We start from the raw sequence: 23,986 nt of genomic DNA, 5'->3' as shown, positions 1-23,986 counted from the left end.
CTTCACTCTCGTTGTCATGCGTCGCGCCTCAACCGAGGCTCAGAAAAGATACAGGCCTACAACCATTCTGTCAACTCCCTGCACTTGGCCCGGAATTGGGGGTTCGCGAGAAGACAAAAACTCCAGTCCCACCAGGGACCGGAGCAGCGGGATATGAACGCCTACCTCTGCAGGAGAACAGTCTGCTGAATCTTCAGGCCCTGGCTGAGCGCCTGACGCGCATGCTGACGTGCGGCCTGGAGATCATGGTCCCGGAAGTTGCCGCATTCGAGTTCGCTGACGCCCGGTATAGGACGGTCATGCGCGGCCGTGTCCTGCAAAGCGGCCTCGAAAGCCCGGAGTACTCCCTGTTCGTCGGGCGTGCCTATGACTGCCATATACATGCCAGTGCGGCAACCCATGGGAGAGACATCGACCACTTCCTGCAGGTGGTCACGCAGGTAACCCGCCAGCAGGTGTTCGAGGGTATGAATGGCCGCCGGGTCAATGGCGCCCTGGTTGGGCTGCAGCAACCGCAGGTCGTACTTGCTGATGCTGTCTCCACGAGGAGTGGTCTTGACGCCAGCCAGACGCACATAGGGGGCCTGCACCCTGGTGTGGTCCAGATCGAAGGATTCAACATTCGCCATAGCCCTATTTTCTAGCGTGCGGATGTCAGCAAAGGTAATCCACGTGCAGGCAGGAAGCGTCAGAGTCAAAACGCTCCTTATACTGCGCGTCGTGCCTCTCCTGCGTGAACGTGTCCGCTCCGTGCCTGTGTGGTTTCCCCTGGTGCTGGCCGCAGGCCTGCTGCTGGGCGACCAGCTGCTGAAGGCCTGGGCCCTGAGCAATCTCCAGCAGGGCGCTCCTGCCATTCCTGTTATTCCCGGCATCCTGGACTGGGTCCTGACCTTCAACACCGGCGCCGCCTGGAGCATGTTCAGCGGCAGTGCCGTTCCTCTGGCTGTTGTGCGCTTGCTGGTCGGGCTGGGCATTCTGGTGTACCTCACCCTTCGCCCCCAGACGCGCTTTCTGAGTCTGGTGCTGAGCCTGATCGCTGCCGGAGCTATAGGAAACGCCATTGACGGCCTGCGCTTCGGCAAGGTGACAGACATGATTCATGCGCCGTTCCTGAGCGCCATTACCCGCGCGCTAGGACAGGGAGACTTTCCGATTTTCAATCTGGCTGATATGTGCGTGGTTCTTGGCACCTTGCTGCTGCTGCTGGCGAGTTTCCGGCGCGATCCGCATACCCGCTAACGCACCAGCTCAACGACAAGCACCCCAGCCACGTAGACCGGGGTGCTTTTTCGGTTGATGCTCAGGCCGCAGAGACGCTTTTACGGCACTTGCTGCACACGCGCAGACGGAGGCTGACGCCGCCGCGGGTGACCGTAAGAGGCTGCAGATTCGGTTTCTGACTACGCTTCGTAACACCAGTAACCTTGCGACCGACGCCGCCCGCTGCACGGGCCTTACCACGGCGGATAACCGAGTTCACGACAATCGGTCCCTTACCGCACACTTCACACACTTTTGCCATAGTGAATTCTCCTTCTTGAGCCTGTTCCTTTTGGCACTGTCCGGGGGCCGCGTCCCTCTTCGGGGCGTCCGCCGCGCCGGACGGGAACGGGCAAGCCTTCCGACTGTAGCACATGCAGATGCATCTGAGGAAGCAGGCTGCTGCTCTTTTTCTTTTCTGCTGCCACAGCAAAACCGGACACCCGAAGGTGCCCGGCTGAGGACAAGGTCTTTAGCGTAGAACGCGCAGAGCCTTGAGGATGGCAATCAGTACCACACTGCCCACCACACCCCAGACGATGCTCCAGAAGCTAAAGCCGTTACCGGCTGCCTCGCCGCCGATGTTCAGCATGTTGCCAAACAGGAACTGCGCGAGGATGCTGCCGACAATGCCGATGAGGATGTTAGCCACAGCGCCCTGCTGAGCGTCGGTCTTCATGATGAGGCTCGCGAGCCAACCGCAGAGTGCGCCAACCAGAATAGTGATAATCCAACCCATGTTCGTTTCCTCCTAAGTCGTCCGCTCAACGATGAATTTGCGTCGTTGTTGAGGGCAGCATGAGACCCCTCCCCTAGCTCCAATGTGCAGAGCAGCACTTTCTCAAGGGCAGGCGAAGACGGGATGGATGTCCCGCAAACCCCGGCTAAGTCTGGGCTTCAGACTGGGGCTGAAATGGCTCATGTCTGACGCGCATCTGAGGTGACGGATGGCTGTATTTGTCTTACCGTTGCGCGCGACTGCCCCAACTTGGCAGGTAGCATGACCCCATTCCGCCGCCCTGCGGCATGTGGAGGCTTTCCTTAGATGCCTGGACTTCTTGAACGTTACCGCTCCTACCTGCCCATGACCGACCGCACGCCTGTGCTCAGCCTCAGTGAAGGCAGCACGCCTCTGATTCACGCACCGCACCTGAGCCGAGAGCTGGGCTGCGAACTGTACCTGAAATACGAGGGGTTGAATCCCACCGGCAGCTTCAAGGACCGGGGCATGGTCATGGCTGTAGCCAAAGCCATGGAAGATGGGGCCGACACCGTGATCTGTGCCAGCACCGGCAACACCAGTGCTGCCGCAGCTGCGTATGCTGCCCGGGCAGGCTTGCGCTGCATCGTCCTGATTCCTGACGGCAATATCGCGCTGGGCAAGCTGGCCCAGGCCATGGCCTACGGCGCGCGGATCGTGGCCATCAACGGCAACTTCGATGTGGCTCTGAATCTGGTGCGGGATATCAGCGCTTCCCACCCCATTGCCCTGGTCAACAGCGTCAATCCCTTCCGCCTGCAGGGCCAGAAGACCGCAGCTTTCGAAATCGTGGATGAGCTGGGCAGTGCCCCGGACATCCTGGCCATTCCAGTCGGCAACGCCGGGAACATCAGTGCATACTGGATGGGCTTCCGGGAGTACCGCAGCGCCGGCAGGATGGAGGCTCTGCCGCGCATGTACGGCTTCCAGGCCTCCGGTGCCGCGCCCCTGGCCCGGGGGGTGGACCGGGTCGAAAATCCGGAGACCCTGGCCACGGCCATCCGCATCGGGGCGCCGGCCAGCGCCCACCTGGCCCGAGCGGCGGTCAGCGAGAGTGGCGGCCTGTTCGATATGGTTACCGACGACGAGATCATGGAAGCCCAGCAGCTGGTGGCCCGGGAGGGCGTGTTCTGCGAACCCGCCAGCGCCGCACCGGTGGCCGGGTTGCTCAAGCGCCACGTAGCCGGACAGCTCCCGGCCGGGCAGCGCATCGTGGCGGTCCTGACCGGTAACGGCTTGAAGGACCCCAACAGCGCCATGCGTCACGTCGCCACTCCTGTTGCCGTCGAGGCCCAGATCGAACGCGTCGTGGAGAGCATCCTTTGATCCAGCCGCTGACCGCTTCCGTGCCGGACGCGACCGCCGCGCGCTGCTTCACGGTGCGCGCTCCGGCCAGCAGCGCCAACCTGGGTCCGGGATTCGACAGTCTGGGGCTGAGTGTGCCGCTCTACACGACACTACGGGTCCGGCGCCAGGAAGTTACCGAGATCATTCCGTGCGGCCCTGAACTGGCCAGCACCCCGGCAGACGAAAGCAACTACGTATATCAGGCCATGCTGCTCTCGGCCCAGCGGGCTGGAAGGTCGCTGCCACCAGCCCGCATAGAAATCGAGACCGAGGTGCCGCTGGCCCGTGGCCTGGGCTCCAGCGCCGCCGCCCTGATTGCCGGAATTGTGGCGGGCAATGAGCTGCTTGGACGTCCGCTGGACGACGAAACCGTTCTGGATGTCGCAGCCCGTGAGGAAGGCCATCCCGACAACGTCGCGCCAGCGCTTTTCGGTGGCATTGTGATTGCCACGCTGGACAAGCTGGGAACCCACTATGTGCGCCTGGACCCGCCAGCCCATCTGGGCGTGACGGTCCTGATTCCGGATTTCGAGCTGTCCACCAGCAAGGCCCGCGCTGTCCTGCCCCGCGAGTACAGCCGCGCGGACGCGGTTCATGCCCTGTCACACGCGGCACTGTTGGCCGCAGCCCTGAGTGTGGGCCGCCTGGACCTGCTGCGTCACGCCATGCAGGACTACATTCATCAGGTGTGGCGCGCTCCGCTGGTGCCTGGCCTGAGCGACATACTGGAAGAGGCACACCGTTATGGCGCCCTGGGTGCAGCGTTGAGTGGAGCCGGCCCCACTGTGCTGTGCTTCCACGACACTCGCCAGCCGACAACCAGGCTCCATACCTATCTGCATAGTGTGATGACCCGTAATGGCCTGAGTGGCCGCGTCCAGGACTTTCCAATTGACCCACACGGCACAGTTGTCTCTTATTAAGGGCCGCTCGACTTAAACGAGCCCCAGATTGCCTTCCCAGAGTACGACCGGCTCTACAATTTCCTCTCGCATGTCCGATCTGCATTACCTGCTCGCTCTGGTGTCGGCGCTGACCGTTATTTCTATGCCCCTGTCTTTGCGAAGCACTGCGAAGAGGCTGCACTACCGTGACCGCCCTCTGTTCTGGTGCGCTCCTCTGCCGTTGGCCGATATCGCAACCGGTCTTCTAGCAGCAGTGCTGCTGATCTGGGCCCTGTCCTCTCCGGTTCCAGCGCTGCTGTGGCCCGCCGCGGCTCTTGGCCTGCTGAGTGCTGGCGGCGCATGGTGGATAAGCCGTGAACCTCAGCGGCTGGTCAGGCACAGGTAGTCCTGTCCTCCAGGAAGGGTTCGAGAAATACCTAGGCTCTATTTTTCAGCTCCTGAAGATGACGCGCTGAGAGCGGAGCCAGGTTTTTTTGAGAGACACGGATGCAGGCCCGACCCAAAGGTCGGGCCTGCGAGTTCTGCTTCAGGCAGTTATTGGAAGCAGAACACCCTGGCCAAACTGATGGCGCGTCACCGCTGGGTGGCTACCGAAAACTTACACCCTGACAAATTCTCTAAATATCAAAAGACAGCTGACGTCCTTAGACGAATAAAGAAACAGTTAAATTCGCGCCTCCATGAGATCTTGATATTTCTCAGTCTGCGAATAAATATGAATTATTCACTCTTGCCGAGGCCGGCACCACTTGGTTGCCATGGCTACAGGCGATGCTTATAGCGCGCCAGAAGTATTTCAAATTTTTCTGCGACAGCCTCGTACCCGGCTTGTGTGGCTGGGGCCAATTGGGTTACTGCCGAGCAATTCGGGAAGTTCAAAGGACGGCGAAGGGTGGCAACCAAGGATTGTCCCTGGATTCATCTGATCGAGCCTTTGAAATCTATATAAGGTTCAAAGCCGAATAACAGACAACCTTTGATCATCATATTGATCGCTAAGGCACTGAGTAGTTAAGAATGTAAAATTTCGTCCATGCAAACGCTTAGACATATCGAATTACTCTACAAGTGACGCTGTTAACAGCTTGCTGGTCATCTACAAGGTTAAAAAGACTTCTGATTTCATCATAAACAGTGCGACAGGCTTACCGTCTATACCAAGGAGGTTAAATCTGGCCCGACTCCATGCTATCAATCGCTCCTACTCTAATAGGTAACGCATTCATCAGGGGAAACACATGAACACAAAGCTTTTCCTGTCAGGCGTCTGTATCAGTGTCGCTTTGGTTTCCTGTGGACTCACCATCAGCGAGAACCTCGTTGTGGGTGAAAGCCAGACCGTGAACGGCGCGAGCGTCCGCAGCTGGGCCCGGATCGCTGCAAATGGTGAGATCACCCAGGCAGGCCTCACGGTCCCGATGGCAACCATCCAGAATGGTCCAACCAGTGGCTCCCCGGTCGTCGCTCAGATCAACTTCCCTTCTGATGTGCAGCAGACCACCTTTCTTCAGCATGTCAGCCTCGACTGGAATCCACATGGTCACACCCCTGTAGGGCGTTACAACACCCCGCATTTTGACCTGCATTTTCACGGCATCAGCAAAGCAGAGGCCAACTCCATCGACTGCAAGAACATGAACCAGATCAACCCAGCAGATGTGCCGCAGGGCTGGGCGCCTCCAGTGCCCCCTGGCGTACCGCCACAGGCCGTCTGCGTGCCTACTATGGGGTTTCACAGCCTGCCGTTATCAGAGTTCTCGGCACCCGGGCAGATCCAGCCTGGTCTGTTCGACAAGGTCATGATCGCAGGTTCCTACGGAGGAAAACTCATCTTCCTGGAACCCATGGTGACGCAGCAGCTGCTGCTAAACAGACAGAACTTCTCGTTGCCGGTGCTCATGCCCCGGAATCTCGGCCGGACCACGCGGTATCCCACCACCTTCAACGCGGTGTACGACCCCGGTCTAAATGCCTATCAGTTCATCCTGGGCGACTTCCAGACGGTGCAGTGACACTGCATTTCCAATCGACTTCATTTCCGGTCGGAGGTATGCCGACGCAGCGCTCTCTGATCACCTGAGGAGAACCCACCATGCACACTTCGCGGGCATTATTGCTTAGCCTGATACTGGTCGCATGCACCGTGGCAACTGACAGGACCAGCAGCCAGACGCCGGCAGGGGCCAACGTCGCCCTGAACACCAAGCTTGAAAATGCCTCTGCTATGGAAATTGTCCAGCTGGTGCTGGACTTTGCACCGGGTGCCTTCACCCCGTCTCATACCCACGGTGGCATGGGCCTTGTTTCCGTTATGAACGGTGAGATCACGGTACGTGAAGCTGGAAAGACCCGGATTTTCAAGGCAGGCGAGTCCTGGACCGAAATGCCTGGAGTCTATGCCGAGGTCGGCAACGCCGGAACCGCCCCCGCGCGGGTCCTGGCCACCTTCGTACTTCCAAAAGGGGCGGCACTGACCACCACACAACAGGGTGGCTCCAACCAGCTGTTGCCCCCAGGACCGACCACCGTCAATCGCTCGAACTTCGAGGTCGCGGGCATGCCTGCCCAGTACGACCTGCACCAGCTGATCCTGGACTTCGCCCCGGGCGCTTTCACTCCTGAACATACCCACGGCGGCCCTGGATTCGCCACCGTTCTCGCCGGGCAGATGGTGGTTCGGGACCGCAGTGGAAACCGCGCCTTCAAGGCAGGCGAGACCTGGCGCGAAGCGCCGGGCGAATATGCGGTGGTGGGCAACCCACATTCAGCTCCAGCGCGGGTCGCAGTGTCGTTCATGGTGCCGAAGGGAACGGCCCTGACCACCAATCGCAACTGAAGGAGCGGCCACGACCTCAACTCTCCGCCAGCGTTGGAGATGCACGTCCTGCGATTGACACCAGACAGGACTCTACGGACATGCAAGGCTGCAGAAGCGCGCCCGCCTGTGTGATAGCAACAGGTCCCTCTTTGGTCACTCAAGGAGCCTCTGAATGCTTACGAAAACTGCCATTCAACTTGTCCAGGACGCCAAATCCCGAATCGAAAATCTGTCGGCCGACCAGGTTGCCTCAGAACTGGACCGCGGCGACGCTGTCCTGATTGACCTCCGTGAGCCCGGCGAGCAGGAGCAGACCGGCACCATTCCGGGCGCGCTGTCAGCGCCGCGCGGCATGCTGGAGTTCTACGCGGACCCTTCCAGCCCATACCACCGCAGCGAGTTCGACCCTGACCGCCGTATCATCCTGCACTGCGCGGCAGGAGGCCGTTCTGCACTGGCTGCCGATACGCTGCGGCAGATGGGCTATGCGAAAGTTGCGCACCTCGACGGTGGGATGAAGGCCTGGACCGAAGCAGGACGCCCGGTGGTCAGGTCCGATTCGGGAAGCTGACGAACCCAGCCGCAGACCGGTATTTGTCAGCATGAGCGGACCGCTTTACCTGCCTGGACCTGTCGGATCAGCTGCCGTGCATATGCCTCAATCATCAAAGGCTGGAAGTTTCGCCTGCTTAACCTGGTACCGGCCACTGGGTCCTTCAGAAGCCCAGTGACCCCAGACAGGCGCTAGGACGAAGCGTCCTGGCGCCTATGTCAACGACCAGGAATCAACCGCGCCTATCGCCCCCCGGTCAGGGCCGACATCTGCACTGAGCGCTGCTTCCGACATCTGCTCGTAATCGGCATAAAAATCAGACTGGCGCCGGCTACCCCAGCGTCGTCAGATCTAGGGTAAAGTCGTTCTTTCCCCGGCGCTTGGTCTGATACATGGCCTGATCTGCCCTGGACAGCAGCTGCGCGGCGCTTTCACCTGCACGGTGACGGACCAGACCCAGGCTGGCACGCACGGTCACCGAGCTCGTTTCCAGTTCGAAAGCTGGCTCAAATGCTGCAAGCGTCCGCTGCGCGATCAGCTCAAGCGCACTGTCTGACTCGACGTGTCGTAACAGCAGCACAAACTCGTCGCCTGCAAGCCGCGCGGCGAGGTCCACATTCCGGACCACCCCCCTGAGCCGCTGCGCGACCTGCCTGAGCAGTTCATCACCCGCCTCGTGCCCCAGGCGGTCGTTGATGGCCTTGAAGCCGTCCAGATCAATAAAACCGAGTGCGAAGTGGCCTTGGCTTTCTGGAGAGACCGCTTCCTGTTCCAGTTCCCGCATGAACTGGGCCCGGTTTGCCAGACCTGTCAGGATATCGGTATAGGCCCGCTGTTCCAGTTCGCGCTGGGTATTGACCCGGTCGGTGACATCGGTATGCACCCCGATAAAGTGGGTCACGGCGTTGTCCTCGTTTCTGATCGGACCGAGGTTCAGGGCGTTCCAGAAACTGCTGCCGTCCCTTCTGTAATTCAGCATGATCAGATCGGTCGGCATTCCGGAGTCGATGGCCTCATAGACACGGGCCAGGGCCTCCGGGTCGGTGGCTTCACCCTGCAGGACCTGCCAGCTTTGACCAACAATCTCTGCCGCGCTGTACCCGGTCAGGCGCTCGAAGGCCGGGTTGCAGTACACGACTGGATGGTCTTCGGTATTGGCAGTGATGCTGATGCCACTCGTGGTGTGGGTCAGCGCCGCGGCCAGCAGAGAGAGCCAGTGCGGCTGATCGCTGAATTGCAGATGCGCGGGCAGCGGGCTGGCAAACGACGTCTCCGCGGAAGGCGAGGGAACTGGACCAGGGTCTCCACCTGACCCGGGTTGCGCCCGCAGCTGCACCTCGACTCTGGCCAGCAGTTCCTCAGGATAGAAAGGCTTGACCATGTAATCGTTGGCTCCGGCCCTGAGCAGACTGACCTTCTGGTCCACGGCGTCCATAGCCGTCAGGATGATGACCGGCACACTGCTGTTGGCCCGCAGCTGGCGGGCAACTTCCTCACCGCTGAAGTCAGGCAGTCCCAGGTCGAGAATAATCAGATCAGGATGATTCTCGCGGGCGGAGGTCAGACCAGACGCGCCGTCTTCCGCCGTCATCACCTGATACCCAGCCTGTTCCAGGTCGTATTTCACGACGTTGGTAATGTCAGGGTTGTCTTCGATGAGGAGGATATTTGGGGTCATAAGAATTTCCCGCCGTGGCGTGGTGCATCAGCATCTATCAGCTGGGGTTCCGAATGCTGAGCAGGGAACCTGCCTGGCCTATCGGGTTTCCTTAACAGGCAGGTCCATAACAGGGACGCACGCCGTTTCAGACCATGCAGGACAGACCAGCAAAACCCCAAACCAACATCCATCCGAGGCTCGCCGCATGAGCCTCAGACGGAGCACCGAGGACAGCGACCACGAGCACCACAAACGAGAAAACTCCCTCTAAGAGGGAGTTCTGTGCTGGTCGAGGCGGCGAGATTTGAACTCACGACCCCTACCACCCCAAGGTAGTGCGCTACCAGGCTGCGCTACGCCTCGACGGCCAGCCCCAAGACTATAGATGGCCCCCCTGGTTCCGTCAAGGGCGGCGCCCAGGTGACCGGATGGGCAGGACCCGGGTCAGGGACGGCGTATATGCTGCCTACTATGGCATTGACATTTGAAGACAAGCTGCGCAATTACGCGCGGCTGGCTGTCCGCGTAGGTCTGGGCATCCGGGAAGGCCAGCGGGTACTGGTGCAGGCTCCAGTCGATACGGCCCAGCTGGCACGCGCTGTGGTGCGCGAGGCCTACGCGGCCGGCGCAAGCTTTGTAGACGTCCGCTGGGACGACGACGACGTGCAGCTGGCCCGCTTTGAGCTGGCGCCCGAAGGTTCGTTCGAGCAGATCAGCCGCTGGCGGGTGGACGCCGAGATCGAAACCGCCGAGGCCGGCGGCGCCGTGATCGCCATCCGGGCCACCAACCCCAACCTGCTGGGCAACGTGGACGCCCAGCGCGTGGCCACCCATCAGCGCACGCTGGCAGCCTACCGCAAGCCTTACACGGCGCAGGTGATGACCAACCGTCTGAACTGGAACCTGATCAGCGCCCCGATTCCCGGCTGGGCCGCCCTGATGTTCCCCGACGCCAGCGCTCAGGAGGCCGTAGAAAAGCAATGGGACGCCATTTTTGCCGCCACACGGGCCGACCAGCCCGACGCGGTGGAGCAGTGGGAAACCCACCTGGCCAACCTGAAGCGCCGGCGCGACCTGCTGACGGGCAAGCAGTATGCCGCGCTTCACTTCCAGGGGGGCGGCACAGACTTGACCGTCGGTCTGGCCGACAACCACGTCTGGGGCGGTGGCGCTGCCGACACCCCCGGGGGTATCACGTTCACGGCCAACATTCCGACTGAAGAAGTGTGGACCGCACCGCACCGCGAGCGGGTGGACGGTGTGGTGGTCAGCACCAAGCCCCTGTCCTACAACGGGGTGCTGATCGACGGTATCCGCATTGAATTCGAAGGTGGCCGGGTGACGAAGGCCAGTGCCAGCCAGGGCGAGGACACCCTGCAGAAAATGATCGACACTGACGAGGGCAGCCACCGCCTCGGCGAGGTTGCGCTGGTGCCGCATTCCAGCCCCATCAGCCGCTCCGGACTGTTCTTCTTCAACACCCTGTACGACGAGAACGCCGCCTCGCACATTGCGATCGGCAGCGCCTACCGCTTCAACGTCCGCGGCGGCGTGGATATGAGCCTCGAAGAATTCAACGCAGCCGGCGGCAACGACAGCCTGACCCACGTGGACTGGATGATTGGCAGCAGCGAGATGAACGTGGACGGCCTGACCCCCGACGGCAGCCGGGAACCCGTCATGCGCAACGGCGAATTCGTGATCTGAGATTTATCAGATGCGGCGAGGCGGGCCTACACCGGAGCCCGCCTCGCCGCATTGCAGTCTGCTCACAGCGGTACTCTGTCCCGTTGACGGGAGAAGCACTCCAACTGCTGCCTGTCGTGGTCATTCCGACTGCCCTACAGCAGTCATGATAGAAACTTCAACTGCTGCGGGCACCGCTGTCAGAGACGCAGATCGTCTTCCTCGGTCAGGAAGTCCACCGCACCGGAGCCGATCTCGTAGAAGGCCCCGATCACACGGATCTGCCCGCGTTCCTCGGCGGCGCGGATCACCGGCTGCTGGCGCAGCAGGTGCACCTGATGGCGCACGTTACTCAGCACGGCCTCGCGCATGCGGGCCTTCTTGTCACGGATGTGGGGAAGGTCCGCAACACTGGGCTGAATGCGCCGGATCAGCCGCTGCAGGTTCTCAGGCTCCTGCGTTACTGCCTCTTCCGGCAGCAGGGCGGCGGCCACGGCGCCGCAACCCTCGTGACCCATGACCACGATCAGATGAACATCCAGGTGCTCGGTAGCGTACTCCAGGGTGCCCAGGCCAGACTCGCCCACCACATTGCCGGCCACCCGCACCACGAACAGGTCGCCCAAGCCGACATCGAAGACGATCTCCACCGGGACTCGGCTGTCACTGCATGCCAGCACGGCTGCAAACGGCGTCTGCTGCATGATCTGTGCGCGGCGTTCGTTGGCGCCCACATCGGCGCGCCCTCCCTGACCGGAGAAAAAGCGGGCGTTGCCGTCCTTCAGGGCCTGAATGGCCGCCTCGGCGTTCTGAATACGGGCGGGTTGCAGATTGGCGATGTCCTCCATGCTGGCGCCGCGCCGGATGGCGTCCAGAAGGCGGCGGCGCACGTCGGCGGAGTCCAGGGGGAGTAGCGAGTCGTTGCGGTCGTCCACGTCCGACATCTTAATGGAAGGTGCGCCGTATCCTGTCAGCCATGACGAGTGCCGGATCAGACGACCAGACCCTGGACCTTCCGGCGCTGCTGGAACGCTACGCCATGCTGCGCGACACCCTGATGGGCCTGGAAGCCGAGCGCGACGAACTGGCGGCGCAGATCAAAACGGCGCTGCTCTCCGGAGCCCAGGCCGAGACCGAGCTGTACCGCGCGACCCTCAAGGTCTCGCGCCGCGTGGACTATCCCATAGACCGCTTCCGGGAAGCCTTCGGCGACGCCGCAGCGCTGGAAGTGGCCACCGTGGACCGCAAGAAGGCAGAAGCGCTGGCCAAAGCCGGGGATCTGGACCCCGAACAGCTGCGGGAACTGGCGGTCGTCCGGGAAGTTCAGGCCCTGGTCCTCCAGCCCAAAACCATCTGAACGCGCGTGTTCAGAGCAGGCTGCGGCATTTGGTGGTGCCCGTCCAGCCCCGGGTCGTCAGCGGCATGATTTGTGGTGGGAACCCGGCTTGACCCGCCGATGACAGCTTCCGGATACCCCGCTGACAGGCGGCCTCCACAGTGACGGCATGACTCCTGAATTCCTGTCCAGCATTCCCCGGTGGCCGTTCGCGCAGCCGGGCAACCCCATGCCCCTTTCCGGCGTCTGGAATCATCTGGGCGAACGGGCTGGTCCTGACAGCCTGCTGTGCACCGAACGCGAGGTGCGCGAGGGCCGGCGCCTGGCCGCACAGTCTGAACTGCAGCGCCTGACCCGCTGAGGCTTTCTACAGGCAACAAAAAAGCATTGCCGGTGAGCAACGGCACCCGCGAATCATCCCTTATGGCTGCTGCCTTCCGGCCCTGACCAGGTTCAGGCGTTCACGCTGCGCTGCGCCAGCAATGCGTGGGTGAAGATAGCACATGTACCGCCGGAACCAACTACAGGAACCCAATGAAAAATGCCGGCGCCACCTGGACGTCCGGCATCTGTTTGGTGCTCGGGATGGGACTTGAACCCACACGGTTACCCACACGCCCCTCAAACGTGCGCGTCTACCAATTCCGCCACCCGAGCACACTTGTCTGAGAGGCGAAAGCAATACTAGGGGCCACTCTTCCCCTTGTCAAGGCAGAAGGCCGCCTGAGGGCCCTTGATTCCGACTCCGGGCGTGGTATGCTCACGTTTGCCGCCGCGAGCGGTGGGCCTTCGTTTGCCCGGCTGCTGCGCGCGGGACTTCATAACACCAGAGGTTTTTCCATGATCGACAAACAACAGACCATCCAGGCCCACGCCAAGAGCGCCAACGACACCGGCAGCACCGCTGTGCAGATTGCGTTGCTGACCGAGCGCATCAACAACCTCTCCACCCACCTGACTGCCAACAAAAAGGACAAGCACGGCCAGCGCGGCCTGCAGCTTCTGAACGGTCAGCGCCGCCGTCTGCTCAAGTACCTTGAGCGCACGAGTTACGACGAGTACATCGCCCTGACCGACCAACTCAAGATCCGCCGCGGCCAGCGCATCGTTCGCTGAACCGCCGCCGCTTGTCAACCGCCGCCCCCTACCGGGCGGCGGTTTTTTGGTTACCGGTGATCCGGATGAGGGCGCGTGCGCTCACTCAACACCTTCCAGCGGCCTTCCGGCAGGTGGGTTACGCCCGGGGCCTGGAGCCGCTCGGCGCGGGCATAGATGTAGACCCAGGCCGGCTGGATCTCGCCGCTGTCCAGCCTGAGACGCACCTCCTCGCGGGTATACAGCGGCGGATGCTCGTCGAAGCCCTCCAGGGCGTCTAGGAGTGGCAGTGCCGTGGCCCAGGCCCCGGCCTCGTAGGTCAGCGCGTAACCTTTCACCTGCTCATGTATCTCGCCGGGCCGGAGCGCGGGATAGGCCTCGGGATGAAGGTGCAGCAGGCGGTAGCCGGGCAGCGTGGCGGGACGGGCGACAAAAGGGCCGCCCTGCGCGGCCACATGTGCATTGCGCTCCCCAGGCATCAGGGTTCCGTAGACAAACACAGTGGTCAGTGGCTGGCCCATGTCTCCTCAGTTATAGCCGGGCGCACCCGCCCCTAAAGCCGCTGCCCGCGGGGCTGATGAAAATACACCCGGCCGACTGTGGTGGCTTCCTCCGGCCGCACCGGGGGGTGGTCCGGGTTGTCGCTGGTCAGCCACAGATCCCGGCCGTAGCGGCGCAGCCGTTTGACCGTAAGGCCCAGGCCGGGCACGTGCAGCACGTAGACGCGGCCCTCGCGCAGATCAAGGTCTGTGGCGTCCACATAGATCCGGTCACCCGGCCGGATCCCGCCTGCGCCGCCGTCAGTGGTCATGGAGTCACCCTGCACTTCCAGCACCAGCATGCCGGGGCGGTGGTCGCGCATGGGCACCAGTTCGTGGTCGATGATGCTCTCGAAGTCCTCGGTGAGGGGCAGTCCCGCCGTCGCCAGCGCCCGGACCGGAACCCGCACGAGTTCCAGCGTCCCCAGAATGTCCTCGCCCGGGACCGGCGTCAGCAGCGGCAGCCCGGTCCGGGCAATCCATTCACTGGCGGTCACATCCAGGGCGCGGCGCAAGGCGTCCTGCCGGGCAGGAGTCAGGGACGACAGAGGACGGGTTCCGCGCTCCAGACGGCTGAGGTACGGCTGGGTCACCCGGCTGCTCTCCCCGCCTACGCTGGCCGTGCGGGCACCGATATCTGCCTGCTGCAGGCCCAGCGCTGCCCTGCGCTCACGCAACCAGTCAGCCACACTGCTGGACGGCTCAGGAGGGACCGTGGTGGGTGGTTTGGGAGGCATGCGGCCAGTGTAAAGAGCCCGGATTCTTTTGATTGGAATTCAGCCTGCTTGAATTTATGCCTATAGGCATATACAGTAGAGGCCGATTACGTTCAGAGCAGAGTCCATCTTGCAATACCACCGAGCAGCAGAGTCATTCTGTGCCGTCCAGCACGCCCTAGGAGGTTTGCCATGTCCTCTTCCGTTTCCTTTGCCTCCGCCCTGCTGGCCCTGGCTCCGCTGCTGATCGCGGCCTTCCTGGCAGGCAGCCTGACCCAGCTGACCCGCCAGTTTGCGCGCCCCAGGGCCCCGGCACTGCGCCCCGCTCTGGCACAGGCGGCGGCGGCTGGCATCGCGGCACTGAGTGTCAGCGCCCTGCTCAGCGCCACCCTCTCCCCGGCGCCTTCACCGGCCCTGCTGCTGGCATTGGCCTGCGTCACCGGGTGGAGTGGTCCACGAATCCTGGGACGTCTGGGCAGCCTGATCGAGAAATGGCTGGGTCTGCACGGCACCGATGCCCGGAATCCGGAAGATCCTCTTGCCGCTGGCCCTGGAAGCTGGACAGAGCTCGAAAGGCATAGTCATACGGATATGCCTTCCCGCAAAGGTTGATCCGGAACCCAATGTGAACGATCCGAATGTTCGTTACAGATATCTTTTGCACCATCGAGACAATGGGGCATGCACCCATCTGCGCCCAGCGCACCGGTGGCCAATCGGCTGACCCGGCCTGCCCTGATCCTCAGTCTGCTCCTGACCCTTGGCCCCGCCCCCGCCAGCCAGGCACAGACTGCGGAGCCTGCAGCCCGGCCTGCAACCGTAAAGCCGGCCGCAACTCCTCCAGCGCCGCTGAACAGCAACGAGCTGCGCACCCTGCAGACGCTGTTTCCCAAGGTACGTCCAGCGACCCTGCGTATCGAGGAGTGCCCACCCAACGACTGCTCTGACCCCGACGGCGTGGGAACGGCCTTCCTGATTTCAGAGGACGGGCTGGCGCTGACGGCGTACCACGTCGTGTTTGGTGCCAAAAACCTCTCTGCCGTGACGGTTGACCGCAAGCGGTACAAGGTAGAGATTCTGGGGTTTGACGATCAGCGCGACGTGGCCCTGCTGCGCGTCAATGTGCCGAAAGGCACGCCATTTCTGCCTGTTGCCGCCGCCCGGCCGAAAATCGGTGAAACTGCCTTGGCTGTGGGCAACGGCGCAGGGGCTTTTCTGCAGGCCAAAACCGGCCGCCTGATCGGCCTGGATGCTGACGCCGGACGTGCTGATTTTCCGCCCGGCACGTTGGAACTCACCGCCCCGCTACAGCCCGGAGACAGTGGAGGCCCGGTTCTGAATGCCAAGGGGGAAGTCACCGGCGTAGTGAGTTACATCACCGTGCAGGGTCCCAACCGGGAGATCACCAGCTACGCCGTTCCCGTGACGGCCAACGATTCGTTGCTGGCGGATCTGCAGCGCGGAGTCAAACGTGAGGCACCAGTTATCGGCATCCGACTGGATGGAAACTTCACGCTCTTTACCGAGCTAAATGCCGAGCAATTTGCGGAGGTTAACGCGTACTTTGATCTTGAGCTGGGGGATACGCCCGGCGCCTTTTTCACCGACGTGACCCCTGGCAGTCCGGCAGCCAAAGCTGGCCTGCAGGCCCTGCGATATGACGAACAGGGGAAAAAACTGGCTGGTGACGTAGTGACGGCGGTCAATGGCAAGCGGATTCTGAACTTCAGCCAGTTCCAGTACGCGGTGCGTGCCCAGCAGCCGGGCGATACCGTCACGCTGACGGTGTTGCGGGGCAATCAGACACTCAGCCTTCAAATGACCCTGGCCGGACGCAGCAGCCTGAGCGTCCGCAACTGACGTATCTTAAGAATTCCTCTTGACAATTCTGCTTAAAACAGAATAATGCGAATATGGATACCTTGAAAAAAGCCGGCGCCATGCTCGCGCACCTGGACCTGTTTGCCCGGATGCGTGACCTGCGCAGCCTGCTGCAACTCGCAGCCCATATGGAGGACCGGGGTGACCGGGTGACTCTGATCTCCCCCGACAACATCACCCTGGTCGGTACCGAGATGAGTGCGCAACCCGCGCTGACCACCGCCAAGGGGGCCACCATTGAGGCCCGGACGGCCTACAGCGTGCTGCAGGGGCTCAAGGGCCACGAGGCTCCGGAATACGCGGTGACCCGCGAGGAACTGGGCGCCCTGAATGCCCGCGCCGTGGCTGACCTGGAAAGCAGCGACGCCCTGCGCGCCTTTGCCGATACCCTGACCCGCATTGGTGCCGCTTCCGGGGGCACCCCCACCGACACGCCCGCAGAACGGCCTGCCCGTCCCCGGCGTGGTGAACCCAGCGAACCCACACCCAGCGAGCAGCCAGCCGCCTGAATTCGGTCCTTTCCCGGCGCCCCCATCTCTGCGGGGCGCCACTTTATTGATCTACAGCCGCGCCACCCGTGCCAGACGTGCAGGGCGGCAGGTATGCTGGCGGGATGACGGCCCACGACCCTTCCGCCAATGGCCATGCCGAATCAGGCCATTCCGGGCTCAGCTCAGGCTTCAGGCCCACGGCCCGCGTCAGTCCGAACTTTATTACCGAGATCATCGAACGTGACCTGAAAGAGGGGCGCTACCCGCAGGTCGTCACCCGGTTCCCGCCGGAACCGAGCGGCTACGCCCACCTGGGCCACGTGTTCGCCTCCTTTCTGGATTTTCAGACCGCCGAGCAGTATGGCGGGCGCTACCACCTGCGCATGGACGACACCAACCCGGCGCTGGCCACCCAGGAATACGCCGACGCCATAGCCGACGACCTGCGCTGGTTGGGGTGGGACTGGGGCACGCACCTGTATTACGCCTCGGATAATTTCGAGCGCTACTACGCCTACGCCGAGCAGCTGATCACTCAGGGGGACGCCTACGTGGACAGCGTCAGCCCAGACGAAATGGCCCGACTGCGCGGCAACGCCACCACACCCGGCACCCCCAGCCCCTACCGCAGCCGCACGCCTGAGGAAAACCTGGACCTGTTCCGGCGCATGCGGGCCGGGGAATTTTCTGATGGCGAGCACGCCCTGCGCGCCAGGATCGACCTGAGCAGTCCCAACATGAAACTGCGCGACCCGGTGCTGTACCGCATCCTGCGCGGTCACCACTACCGCACCGGCGAGCAGTGGTGCATCTATCCCATGTACGACTTCCAGCATCCGCTGCAGGACGCGCTGGAGGGCGTCACCCACAGCATGTGCAGCCTGGAGTTCGTGGACAACCGGGCCATCTACGACTGGCTGATGGAAAAGCTGGGCTTCGAGCCCCGGCCACGCCAGTACGAGTTCGGGCGCCGGGGGCTGGAATACACCATGACCAGCAAACGCAAACTGCGCCGGCTGATCGAGGAGAAGGTGGTCAACGGGTGGGACGATCCGCGCATGCCCACCCTGCGCGCCCAGCGCCGCCTGGGAGTCACGCCGGAAGCCGTGCGCGCCTTTGCCGCACAGATCGGCGTGAGCCGGACCAACCGCACGGTAGACATCAGTGTCTACGAAAATGCGGTGCGTGACGACCTGAATCACCGGGCGCCGCGCGTGATGGCGGTGCTTGATCCGCTGCCCGTCACCCTGAGTGGCGTAGAAGGCGAGCGGACCCTGAGTCTTCCCTACTGGCCCTTTGACGTGGTCCGCGACTCGCCCGACGGCCTGGTGGATCTGCCTGATGGTCAGCGTGTAACGCCGGAAGAAGCGGTGCGTCAGGTTCCGCTGAGCAGCGAGCTGTATATCGAGCGCGAGGACTTTCACGCCGACCCGCCCAAGGGCTACAAACGCCTGACACCAGGAGGAACCGTGCGCCTGCGCGGCGCCGGCATCATCCGGGCCGACCGCTTCGACACCGATGAAGCCGGTCAGATCACGCGCGTCCACGCCAGACTTCTGGGGGAGGGAGCGAAGGCCGGCGGCGTGATTCACTGGGTCAGTGCGGCCCACGCTTTGAAGGCCGAGTTCCGCCTCTACGACCGGCTGTTCCGCGTTCCCAACCCCGAAGGCGAGAACCCGGAAGACTCCGGCTCGGGGGTCAATCCGCCGGACTTCGACCCCGAGCACATGAGCCACGAGAACGAGGCGGTTCCGGTGGACGCCGGCTTTCTGCGCTTTCTGAATCCTGGCAGCCTGCGCATATACCGGGGGTTCGTGGAGCCCAGCGTGGCGCAGGACCCACAGGACACCCGCTACCAGTTCGAGCGGCAGGGGTACTTCTGGCGGGATCCGGTGGACAGCCGCGAAGACGCACTGGTCTTTGGACGGATCATCACCCTGAAAGACACCTGGGGCAAAGGCGCCCAGGCTGCGCCGGCCCGGACGGCCGAGCCCAGCAGAACAGCCGCGCGGAAGGAGGATGCCGTTCCCGCAGCCCCGCAGAAGGTGCATGCTCTCAGCCCCGAACAGGAGGCAGAGGTCACACGTCTGGGCAGTCTGGGAGTGGCGGCGGCAGACGCCCGGACCCTTGCGCGCGATTCCCAGCTGCTGGCCTTCGTGAACATGGCCGTGCCGGACTCGACCTTCGCTCAGGTCGCTTCCTGGACCGTCAATGACCTCTCAGGGCTTCTTCGGGCCGGCGAGGTCAAGGTCAGTGCCGCGGACCTCGGGCCGCTGGCCGGACTTCTGGCTGGCGGCCAGATCACCACGCGGGTGGCGCGCGACACCCTGGCCCGCTCGGCGGCCAGTGGTGAGGCGCCAGCCGCGATCATCGAACGCGAGGGGCTGAACGCCAGCCTCAGCGCCATGGAGCTGCAGGACGCCATCCAGGCTGTGCTGACAGCCAACCCCGACAAGGTAGAGGCCTACCGCGGCGGCAGAACTGCGCTGATGGGCTTCTTTACGGGGCAGGTCATGCGCGCCACCGGCGGCAAAGCCGATCCCAAACAGGTCGCAGCAGAGCTGACCCGCGCCCTGAGCGGCGACTAAACCCGACTCCTACAGCAACGTCCTGCCCGGCAGGATCACCACTGGCAGAGCCAGCAAGCTCCTCAACTGCGCAAGCGCCGAATATCCAGCCTATGCCGGAAACAGCCGCGCCTCAATGGCCGCTTTGCCAGCAGCTCCGACCACACGGTCCACCGGCTGACCACTCCGAAAAATAATCATGGTAGGAATTCCCTGCACCTGAAATTGCGACGGTGCCCGCGGGTTCTCGTCGACATTGACCTTGACGATCCGCACCTGTCCAGGCCGCTCACGGGCGATCTGCTCGAGCACCGGGCCCACCACCCGGCAGGGCCCGCACCACGGTGCCCAGAAGTCCACCAGGACCGGTACCCCGGCCTGGATATCCTGGGCAAAGGTTGCGTCGGTACCGTCGTGCAGCCAGGGCAGCGCTGAGCCACAACGGGCACAGACCGGTACCGCCCCACCCGGCACAGCCTGAACGCGGTTTTTTGCCTGGCACTGGGGACATTGCAGCACATGGTTCATGGAACACCTCCGAAGTTGAAATCAGGAAAAACAGGAGTGGACCTGCTGTGACGTCCTACAGATTCCTGGACTGCTTTCCCAGTTTCTGCTGTGTCAGTGAACCTGAACTATCCGAGATCTTTATCCTTTGACTGCAATGCCTGTTGGCAGTACATGAGCGTGTGCACGGCCAAGGTGGGTGCATGCACTCCTGTTTTTCATCAGTCGTCCAGGACCGGGCCCTTCGCCCCCAGCCGTCTCAGTTCAGCATGCGTCCGCCCTGCTGGCTCATCAGTTCCTCGGCCTTCAGCAGGTGGTCACGCAAGGTCACGTACCAGTCATCGCTTTCCGGAGTATGCGCCAGCGCCTGCTGGGCGTGGGCATAGGCCGCAGCCGGATTCGGGAAGCCCTGCTGGGCCATCACGTCGGCCGCCATCTGATGGGCCGTGATCCAGTCCCGGCTTTCGGGGGCCGCTTCCTGCACCACGCGCTCGTAGTGGTCGAGCGCCTCATCCAGGTGGTAGTAGTCCATGGCCACGCTGCCCAGCACCAGACTGGCCGGCACCACCGCACCCAGCGCCAGCGCCTGCTCGGCCAGATGCTGAGCCTCGTGCATGCGGCCCAACCGGTAGTCGCACTCCGCCAGATCCGCCAGGACCTCGGGGACGTAGGGGTACTCGGGCTCCTGCTGGGCCGCTTCCAGTTTCTCGCGGGCCTCCACGGGGCGGTCTAAGTCCAGCAGGGCCACCCCCAGCTCATGGTTAGCGTAGGGCCGGTCACCCTCGGTCGCCAGGGCCAGGGCCTGCTCAAACGCCGCCAGGGCCGGCTCCGGCTGACCCAGGTGGGTCAGAACCTGACCACGCACCAGCGCCACGCCGTAGCTGGGATCACCGTACTGCCGCTCCAGGCGGTCAGCCTCGCGGATCATGTCGTGTGCCGCGTCAGGCTGTCCCATATTCAGCAGCGCCTGCGCCCGCAGGTAGTGCCAGGTCGCCAGGTTCAGGGCTTCATCCTCCGGTAGCGCGCCGGGCGTGTACAGCGGCCGGGCCTGATCGAGCGTCGCCTTGGCTTCGGTACTCATGCCCTGCTGCAGGAGCAATGCCGCCTGCTCCTGCAGCATGACCGCGCGGTCAAGCCCACTGGCCAGGTGAGCAGCCTCGGCATACAGATGCACCGCCTCGGCGCTCTGTCCCAGCTGCTCGTGGGCATCTGCCTGCCAGCTGCGCAGCCGCCAGCGCAGGTGGGCCGGCAGGTCCTGGGGGGTCACGTGAACATCCAGCGCGGCCTGAGGGTCACCTCCCAGGGCCAGTGCACACAGCGCGTGAAACCGGGCCAGCGCCTCCCCGGCCTCCCGCACCGCTGCGGTCGGAGGCGTGGCCTGACCGTCGAGAGTCCGGGCTTCCAGTTCCGCATTGAGTGCCTGCCACAGCGGGTCAGTCTGCAAGGCGGGGTTGTAGCGCAGGGCCAGCTGCAGCGCCGCGCGGGTTTCCACGGTGGCCGTATCTCCATACAGGGCGTGAATGCTGGCCAGATACAAGGCCAGCCGGCCACGGTCCGGCGTGCGCACTTCGCGGCTGGCCGCTTCCAGAATGCCAAAAGCCGCGTCGTAGTCGCCTGCGGCGAGGGCCGTGCAAGCCTGTTGCCAGGTGGTGGCGACGTCGATCATCGTAGGCGAGCATAGCGCGCCAGCACGAAACTTTGGGATTCGTGAACCCCGTACGTGACCTGCGGGACACACATACATCTTGAGCTTGGTAGACTCAAGTCCACGGGGCGCGTGGCGTCTCGCTCGCCCTATTTCACCCTTTTTCCCGGAGGCTTACCCTTGAGGCGGCTCAATCCCTGGCTGATCGTTCTGTTTGTGCTGGCCCTGTTTCTTATGTTTTCACAGACCGGGAACATGGGGCGGTCCACCGTCAATTACAACGTCTTCAGGTCTCTGCTTGAGCAGGGGCAGATCAAGAGCATCATCGTCCGCGAACAAAACGCCAGCGTCACGCTCAACGGCCCGACCAGGGTTCAGGTCAACACGCCGCAGGGCGTGCAGGAGCGCGACAACGTTTCCACCTTCAGCGTGCGGCTGCCCGGAAATCTGGCGACGCCCGACAGCACGCTGATCCCGCAGCTTGAGGCCAAAGCCGTCAACTACCGCTTTGAGGCCCCCAGCCAGTGGCTGTCGATTTTTGTCAGCCTGCTGCCGATCTTCCTGCTGTTTGGTCTGATGTACTTCTTCTTTATGCGCGCTCAGGGCGGACAGAGCGGCGTCATGCAGTTTGGCCAGTCAAAGGCCAAAAAGTATGGCAAGGAAAACCGGGTGCCCACCAAGTTCACCGATGTGGCCGGTCATGAAGAAGCCAAGCGGGAACTCATCGAAGTCGTGGACTTCCTGAAAAACCCAGCCAAGTACCACCAGATCGGCGCCGAAATCCCCAAGGGTGTGCTGCTGGTCGGCCCTCCCGGTACCGGTAAGACGCTGCTGGCCCGTGCGATTGCCGGCGAGGCTGACGTGCCGTTCTTCTCGGTCAGCGCTTCGGAATTCATGGAAATGTTCGTCGGTGTGGGTGCCAGCCGCGTGCGCACCCTGTTCGAGGACGCCCGCAAGAGTGCCCCGGCCATCATGTTCATCGACGAGATCGACTCCATCGGGCGCAAGCGCGGTGCCGGGATCGGCGGCGGACACGACGAGCGCGAGCAGACCCTCAACCAGATCCTGTCGGAAATGGACGGCTTCGACAAATCCAGCAGCGTGATTGTGCTGGGCGCAACCAACCGCCCCGATGTGCTGGACCCGGCTCTGCTGCGTCCAGGCCGCTTCGACCGTCAGGTCACCATCGACCTGCCCAACCTCAAGGAGCGCGAGGCGATTCTGAAAGTCCACCTGCGCAACAAGCCCCTGACCCAGGGGGTAGACGTGGAGGAGATCGCCAAGAGCACCCCGTACTTCAGCGGCGCCGACCTCAAGAACGTGACCAACGAGGCCGCCCTGGAAGCCGCCCGCATTGGCAAGACGCAGATCGACATGAGCGACTTCTACCGCGCGCTGGACAAGATCACCCTGGGCCTGGAAAACGGCTCGCTGACCATCAGCGAGCAGGAGAAGAAGGCCATCGCGTACCACGAGGCCGGACATGCGGTGACGGCGGCTGTCATTCCCGGCAGCGACAAACTGCAGAAAGTCAGCATCATTCCACGTGGGCGTGCCCTGGGCGCAGCCTTCTATCTGCCCGAAGAGCAGGTGCTGATGAGCAAGGAGCGCCTGGAAAACCAGCTGATCGTGGCGCTGGGCGGACGCGCCGCCGAGGAAGTCTTTATGGGCAGCGTGACTTCCGGTGCCGCCGACGACTTCCGCAAGGCGACCAACATCGCCCGCAAGATGGTGCTGGAGTGGGGCATGGGCGATAACTTCAAGAACATGGCCCTGACCACCGACAGTGGCCCGGTCTTCCTGGGCGAGGACATGGCCAAGCCCAAGATGTTCAGCGAGCACACCTCTCAGCTGGTGGACGAGGATGTCAAGCGCATCCTGAACCGTGCTTTCGAGCGTGCCCGTGAGATCGTCACCGAGTACAAGCAGGCCATGCACGATGTGGCCGACGCACTGCTCTCGCAGGAACTGATCACCGGCGACGTGGTCCGCGAAGCCGTCGCCCGAGTGGGAGGCCATAGCCAGCCCATGCCGCAGACCACGGCCTGACCAGCAGGTCTGACGCTACTGCCCCCCGCTCCGGCGGGGGTTTTTGTGTGCTGGTGCTGAACTGCACCCCGGTCAGGCGTTCCCTGGTGGAGTCTCAGAGCAGCGCCTTTTCCATTCGCCGGATCTGGACTTGTCCCGGCCAACTTCAGGAGGCTGGTCCATTCCAGCATC

At 62.9% G+C, this 23,986-nt stretch carries 25 protein-coding genes, 2 tRNA genes, 1 other RNA gene and 1 pseudogene; 16 read left to right on the top strand and 13 right to left on the bottom strand.

Translation table 11 applies throughout. The features are described 5' to 3' along the window. Positions 1–161 precede the first annotated feature (161 nt). On the bottom strand, positions 162–629 hold the full coding sequence (locus IEY49_RS13805) for an S-ribosylhomocysteine lyase (protein ID WP_189009803.1): 468 nt from the start codon (positions 627–629) through the stop codon (positions 162–164). Positions 630–720: 91 nt separating this feature from the next. Here IEY49_RS13805 and lspA point away from each other — a divergent pair, with 91 nt between their 5' ends. Further along, entirely contained in the window at positions 721–1,239 is a 519-nt protein-coding gene (gene lspA / locus IEY49_RS13800; protein WP_229780806.1) for a signal peptidase II, read from the top strand. A 61-nt stretch (positions 1,240–1,300) separates the two neighbouring features. On the opposite strand, the gene rpmB is transcribed toward lspA, so the two are convergent. Both rpmB and IEY49_RS13790 read right to left on the bottom strand, forming a co-directional pair. Further along, on the bottom strand, positions 1,301–1,522 hold the full coding sequence (gene rpmB, locus IEY49_RS13795) for a 50S ribosomal protein L28 (RefSeq protein WP_189009799.1): 222 nt from the start codon (positions 1,520–1,522) through the stop codon (positions 1,301–1,303). 210 nt (positions 1,523–1,732) lie between these two features. After that, positions 1,733–1,999 carry a GlsB/YeaQ/YmgE family stress response membrane protein gene (locus tag IEY49_RS13790; RefSeq protein WP_189009797.1) on the bottom strand — a complete coding sequence of 89 codons (267 nt, stop codon included), beginning with the start codon at positions 1,997–1,999 and terminating at the stop codon, positions 1,733–1,735. A gap of 306 nt (positions 2,000–2,305) precedes the next feature. On the opposite strand from IEY49_RS13790, the gene thrC reads away from it, so the two are divergent. The 6 genes from thrC (at position 2,306) to IEY49_RS13760 (ending at position 7,661) form a co-directional block, all read left to right on the top strand. Beyond that, positions 2,306–3,346, top strand: coding sequence for a threonine synthase (gene thrC, locus IEY49_RS13785; protein WP_189009796.1), 1,041 nt, complete (start codon positions 2,306–2,308; stop codon positions 3,344–3,346). After that, positions 3,343–4,290: a homoserine kinase gene (gene thrB / locus IEY49_RS13780; protein WP_229780805.1), complete on the top strand. Its 948-nt coding sequence runs from the start codon at positions 3,343–3,345 to the stop codon at positions 4,288–4,290. Before thrC ends, thrB begins: the two co-directional genes overlap by 4 nt. Before the next feature lie 70 nt (positions 4,291–4,360). Beyond that, on the top strand, positions 4,361–4,657 hold the full coding sequence (locus tag IEY49_RS13775; RefSeq protein WP_189009795.1) for a hypothetical protein: 297 nt from the start codon (positions 4,361–4,363) through the stop codon (positions 4,655–4,657). A gap of 853 nt (positions 4,658–5,510) precedes the next feature. After that, positions 5,511–6,284, top strand: a complete 774-nt coding sequence (locus tag IEY49_RS13770) for a DUF5602 domain-containing protein (protein ID WP_189009794.1) — start codon at positions 5,511–5,513, stop codon at positions 6,282–6,284. 131 nt (positions 6,285–6,415) lie between these two features. Continuing rightward, positions 6,416–7,108: a cupin domain-containing protein gene (locus IEY49_RS13765; protein ID WP_229780804.1), complete on the top strand. Its 693-nt coding sequence runs from the start codon at positions 6,416–6,418 to the stop codon at positions 7,106–7,108. Between the two features lie 154 nt (positions 7,109–7,262). Then, positions 7,263–7,661: a rhodanese-like domain-containing protein gene (locus tag IEY49_RS13760; RefSeq protein WP_189009792.1), complete on the top strand. Its 399-nt coding sequence runs from the start codon at positions 7,263–7,265 to the stop codon at positions 7,659–7,661. 313 nt (positions 7,662–7,974) lie between these two features. On the opposite strand, the gene IEY49_RS13755 is transcribed toward IEY49_RS13760, so the two are convergent. The 3 genes and pseudogenes from IEY49_RS13755 to IEY49_RS13750 all read right to left on the bottom strand — a co-directional run bounded on the left by IEY49_RS13755 (position 7,975) and on the right by IEY49_RS13750 (position 9,666). Then, entirely contained in the window at positions 7,975–8,979 is a 1,005-nt protein-coding gene (locus IEY49_RS13755; RefSeq protein WP_229780807.1) for a GGDEF domain-containing protein, read from the bottom strand. After that, positions 8,962–9,321: pseudogene (locus IEY49_RS21480) on the bottom strand (response regulator transcription factor); the annotation flags it as partial. The pseudogene IEY49_RS21480 and the gene IEY49_RS13755, both read right to left, overlap by 18 nt. Positions 9,322–9,589: 268 nt before the next feature. Next, positions 9,590–9,666, bottom strand: a tRNA-Pro gene (locus IEY49_RS13750). A 108-nt stretch (positions 9,667–9,774) separates the two neighbouring features. On the opposite strand from IEY49_RS13750, the gene IEY49_RS13745 reads away from it, so the two are divergent. Next, on the top strand, positions 9,775–11,010 hold the full coding sequence (locus IEY49_RS13745; protein ID WP_189009791.1) for an aminopeptidase: 1,236 nt from the start codon (positions 9,775–9,777) through the stop codon (positions 11,008–11,010). A gap of 179 nt (positions 11,011–11,189) precedes the next feature. Here the strand turns inward: IEY49_RS13745 and IEY49_RS13740 are convergent, their stop codons facing one another. Beyond that, complete coding sequence (locus tag IEY49_RS13740; protein WP_189009790.1) at positions 11,190–11,933, bottom strand: carbonic anhydrase; 744 nt, start codon at positions 11,931–11,933, stop codon at positions 11,190–11,192. Positions 11,934–11,965: 32 nt separating this feature from the next. On the opposite strand from IEY49_RS13740, the gene IEY49_RS13735 reads away from it, so the two are divergent. Together IEY49_RS13735 and IEY49_RS13730 are read left to right on the top strand one after the other, a co-directional pair. Continuing rightward, on the top strand, positions 11,966–12,346 hold the full coding sequence (locus IEY49_RS13735) for a hypothetical protein (protein ID WP_189009789.1): 381 nt from the start codon (positions 11,966–11,968) through the stop codon (positions 12,344–12,346). Positions 12,347–12,494: 148 nt separating this feature from the next. Further along, positions 12,495–12,686, top strand: a complete 192-nt coding sequence (locus tag IEY49_RS13730) for a hypothetical protein (protein ID WP_189009788.1) — start codon at positions 12,495–12,497, stop codon at positions 12,684–12,686. 23 nt (positions 12,687–12,709) lie between these two features. Here the strand turns inward: IEY49_RS13730 and ffs are convergent. Together ffs and IEY49_RS13720 are read right to left on the bottom strand one after the other, a co-directional pair. Next, positions 12,710–12,808, bottom strand: an RNA gene (ffs, locus tag IEY49_RS13725) — signal recognition particle sRNA small type. Between the two features lie 91 nt (positions 12,809–12,899). After that, positions 12,900–12,982, bottom strand: a tRNA-Leu gene (locus tag IEY49_RS13720). A 183-nt stretch (positions 12,983–13,165) separates the two neighbouring features. Here IEY49_RS13720 and rpsO point away from each other — a divergent pair. Further along, positions 13,166–13,441, top strand: coding sequence for a 30S ribosomal protein S15 (gene rpsO / locus IEY49_RS13715; RefSeq protein WP_189009787.1), 276 nt, complete (start codon positions 13,166–13,168; stop codon positions 13,439–13,441). A gap of 50 nt (positions 13,442–13,491) precedes the next feature. Here the strand turns inward: rpsO and IEY49_RS13710 are convergent, their stop codons facing one another. After that, positions 13,492–13,941 carry a gamma-glutamylcyclotransferase family protein gene (locus IEY49_RS13710; RefSeq protein ID WP_189009784.1) on the bottom strand — a complete coding sequence of 150 codons (450 nt, stop codon included), beginning with the start codon at positions 13,939–13,941 and terminating at the stop codon, positions 13,492–13,494. 32 nt (positions 13,942–13,973) lie between these two features. Next, positions 13,974–14,696 carry an XRE family transcriptional regulator gene (locus IEY49_RS13705; protein ID WP_189009782.1) on the bottom strand — a complete coding sequence of 241 codons (723 nt, stop codon included), beginning with the start codon at positions 14,694–14,696 and terminating at the stop codon, positions 13,974–13,976. A gap of 171 nt (positions 14,697–14,867) precedes the next feature. On the opposite strand from IEY49_RS13705, the gene IEY49_RS13700 reads away from it, so the two are divergent. From IEY49_RS13700 to IEY49_RS13685, 4 genes are all read left to right on the top strand, one after another. After that, a complete protein-coding gene (locus tag IEY49_RS13700) occupies positions 14,868–15,287 on the top strand; it encodes a hypothetical protein (RefSeq protein WP_189009780.1) in 420 nt (139 codons plus the stop codon). Positions 15,288–15,356: 69 nt separating this feature from the next. Then, on the top strand, positions 15,357–16,535 hold the full coding sequence (locus IEY49_RS13695; protein WP_189009778.1) for a S1C family serine protease: 1,179 nt from the start codon (positions 15,357–15,359) through the stop codon (positions 16,533–16,535). A 53-nt stretch (positions 16,536–16,588) separates the two neighbouring features. Further along, positions 16,589–17,065, top strand: a complete 477-nt coding sequence (locus IEY49_RS13690; protein ID WP_189009776.1) for a multidrug DMT transporter — start codon at positions 16,589–16,591, stop codon at positions 17,063–17,065. A 104-nt stretch (positions 17,066–17,169) separates the two neighbouring features. After that, positions 17,170–19,635 (top strand): glutamine--tRNA ligase/YqeY domain fusion protein, encoded by a 2,466-nt coding sequence (locus IEY49_RS13685; RefSeq protein WP_189009774.1) that lies wholly within the window; start codon positions 17,170–17,172, stop codon positions 19,633–19,635. Positions 19,636–19,725: 90 nt separating this feature from the next. On the opposite strand, the gene trxA is transcribed toward IEY49_RS13685, so the two are convergent. Both trxA and IEY49_RS13675 read right to left on the bottom strand, forming a co-directional pair. Next, a complete protein-coding gene (gene trxA / locus IEY49_RS13680) occupies positions 19,726–20,142 on the bottom strand; it encodes a thioredoxin (protein WP_189009772.1) in 417 nt (138 codons plus the stop codon). A gap of 238 nt (positions 20,143–20,380) precedes the next feature. Continuing rightward, positions 20,381–21,787, bottom strand: coding sequence for a tetratricopeptide repeat protein (locus IEY49_RS13675; protein WP_189009770.1), 1,407 nt, complete (start codon positions 21,785–21,787; stop codon positions 20,381–20,383). A 159-nt stretch (positions 21,788–21,946) separates the two neighbouring features. On the opposite strand from IEY49_RS13675, the gene ftsH reads away from it, so the two are divergent. Next, positions 21,947–23,815 carry an ATP-dependent zinc metalloprotease FtsH gene (ftsH, locus tag IEY49_RS13670; RefSeq protein ID WP_189009769.1) on the top strand — a complete coding sequence of 623 codons (1,869 nt, stop codon included), beginning with the start codon at positions 21,947–21,949 and terminating at the stop codon, positions 23,813–23,815. Positions 23,816–23,986: the final 171 nt, after the last annotated feature.

The sequence above is a fragment of the Deinococcus malanensis genome (genome assembly GCF_014647655.1).
Classification (GTDB): Bacteria; Deinococcota; Deinococci; order Deinococcales; family Deinococcaceae; genus Deinococcus; species Deinococcus malanensis.
This window is presented reverse-complemented; position numbering and strand designations above follow the sequence as displayed.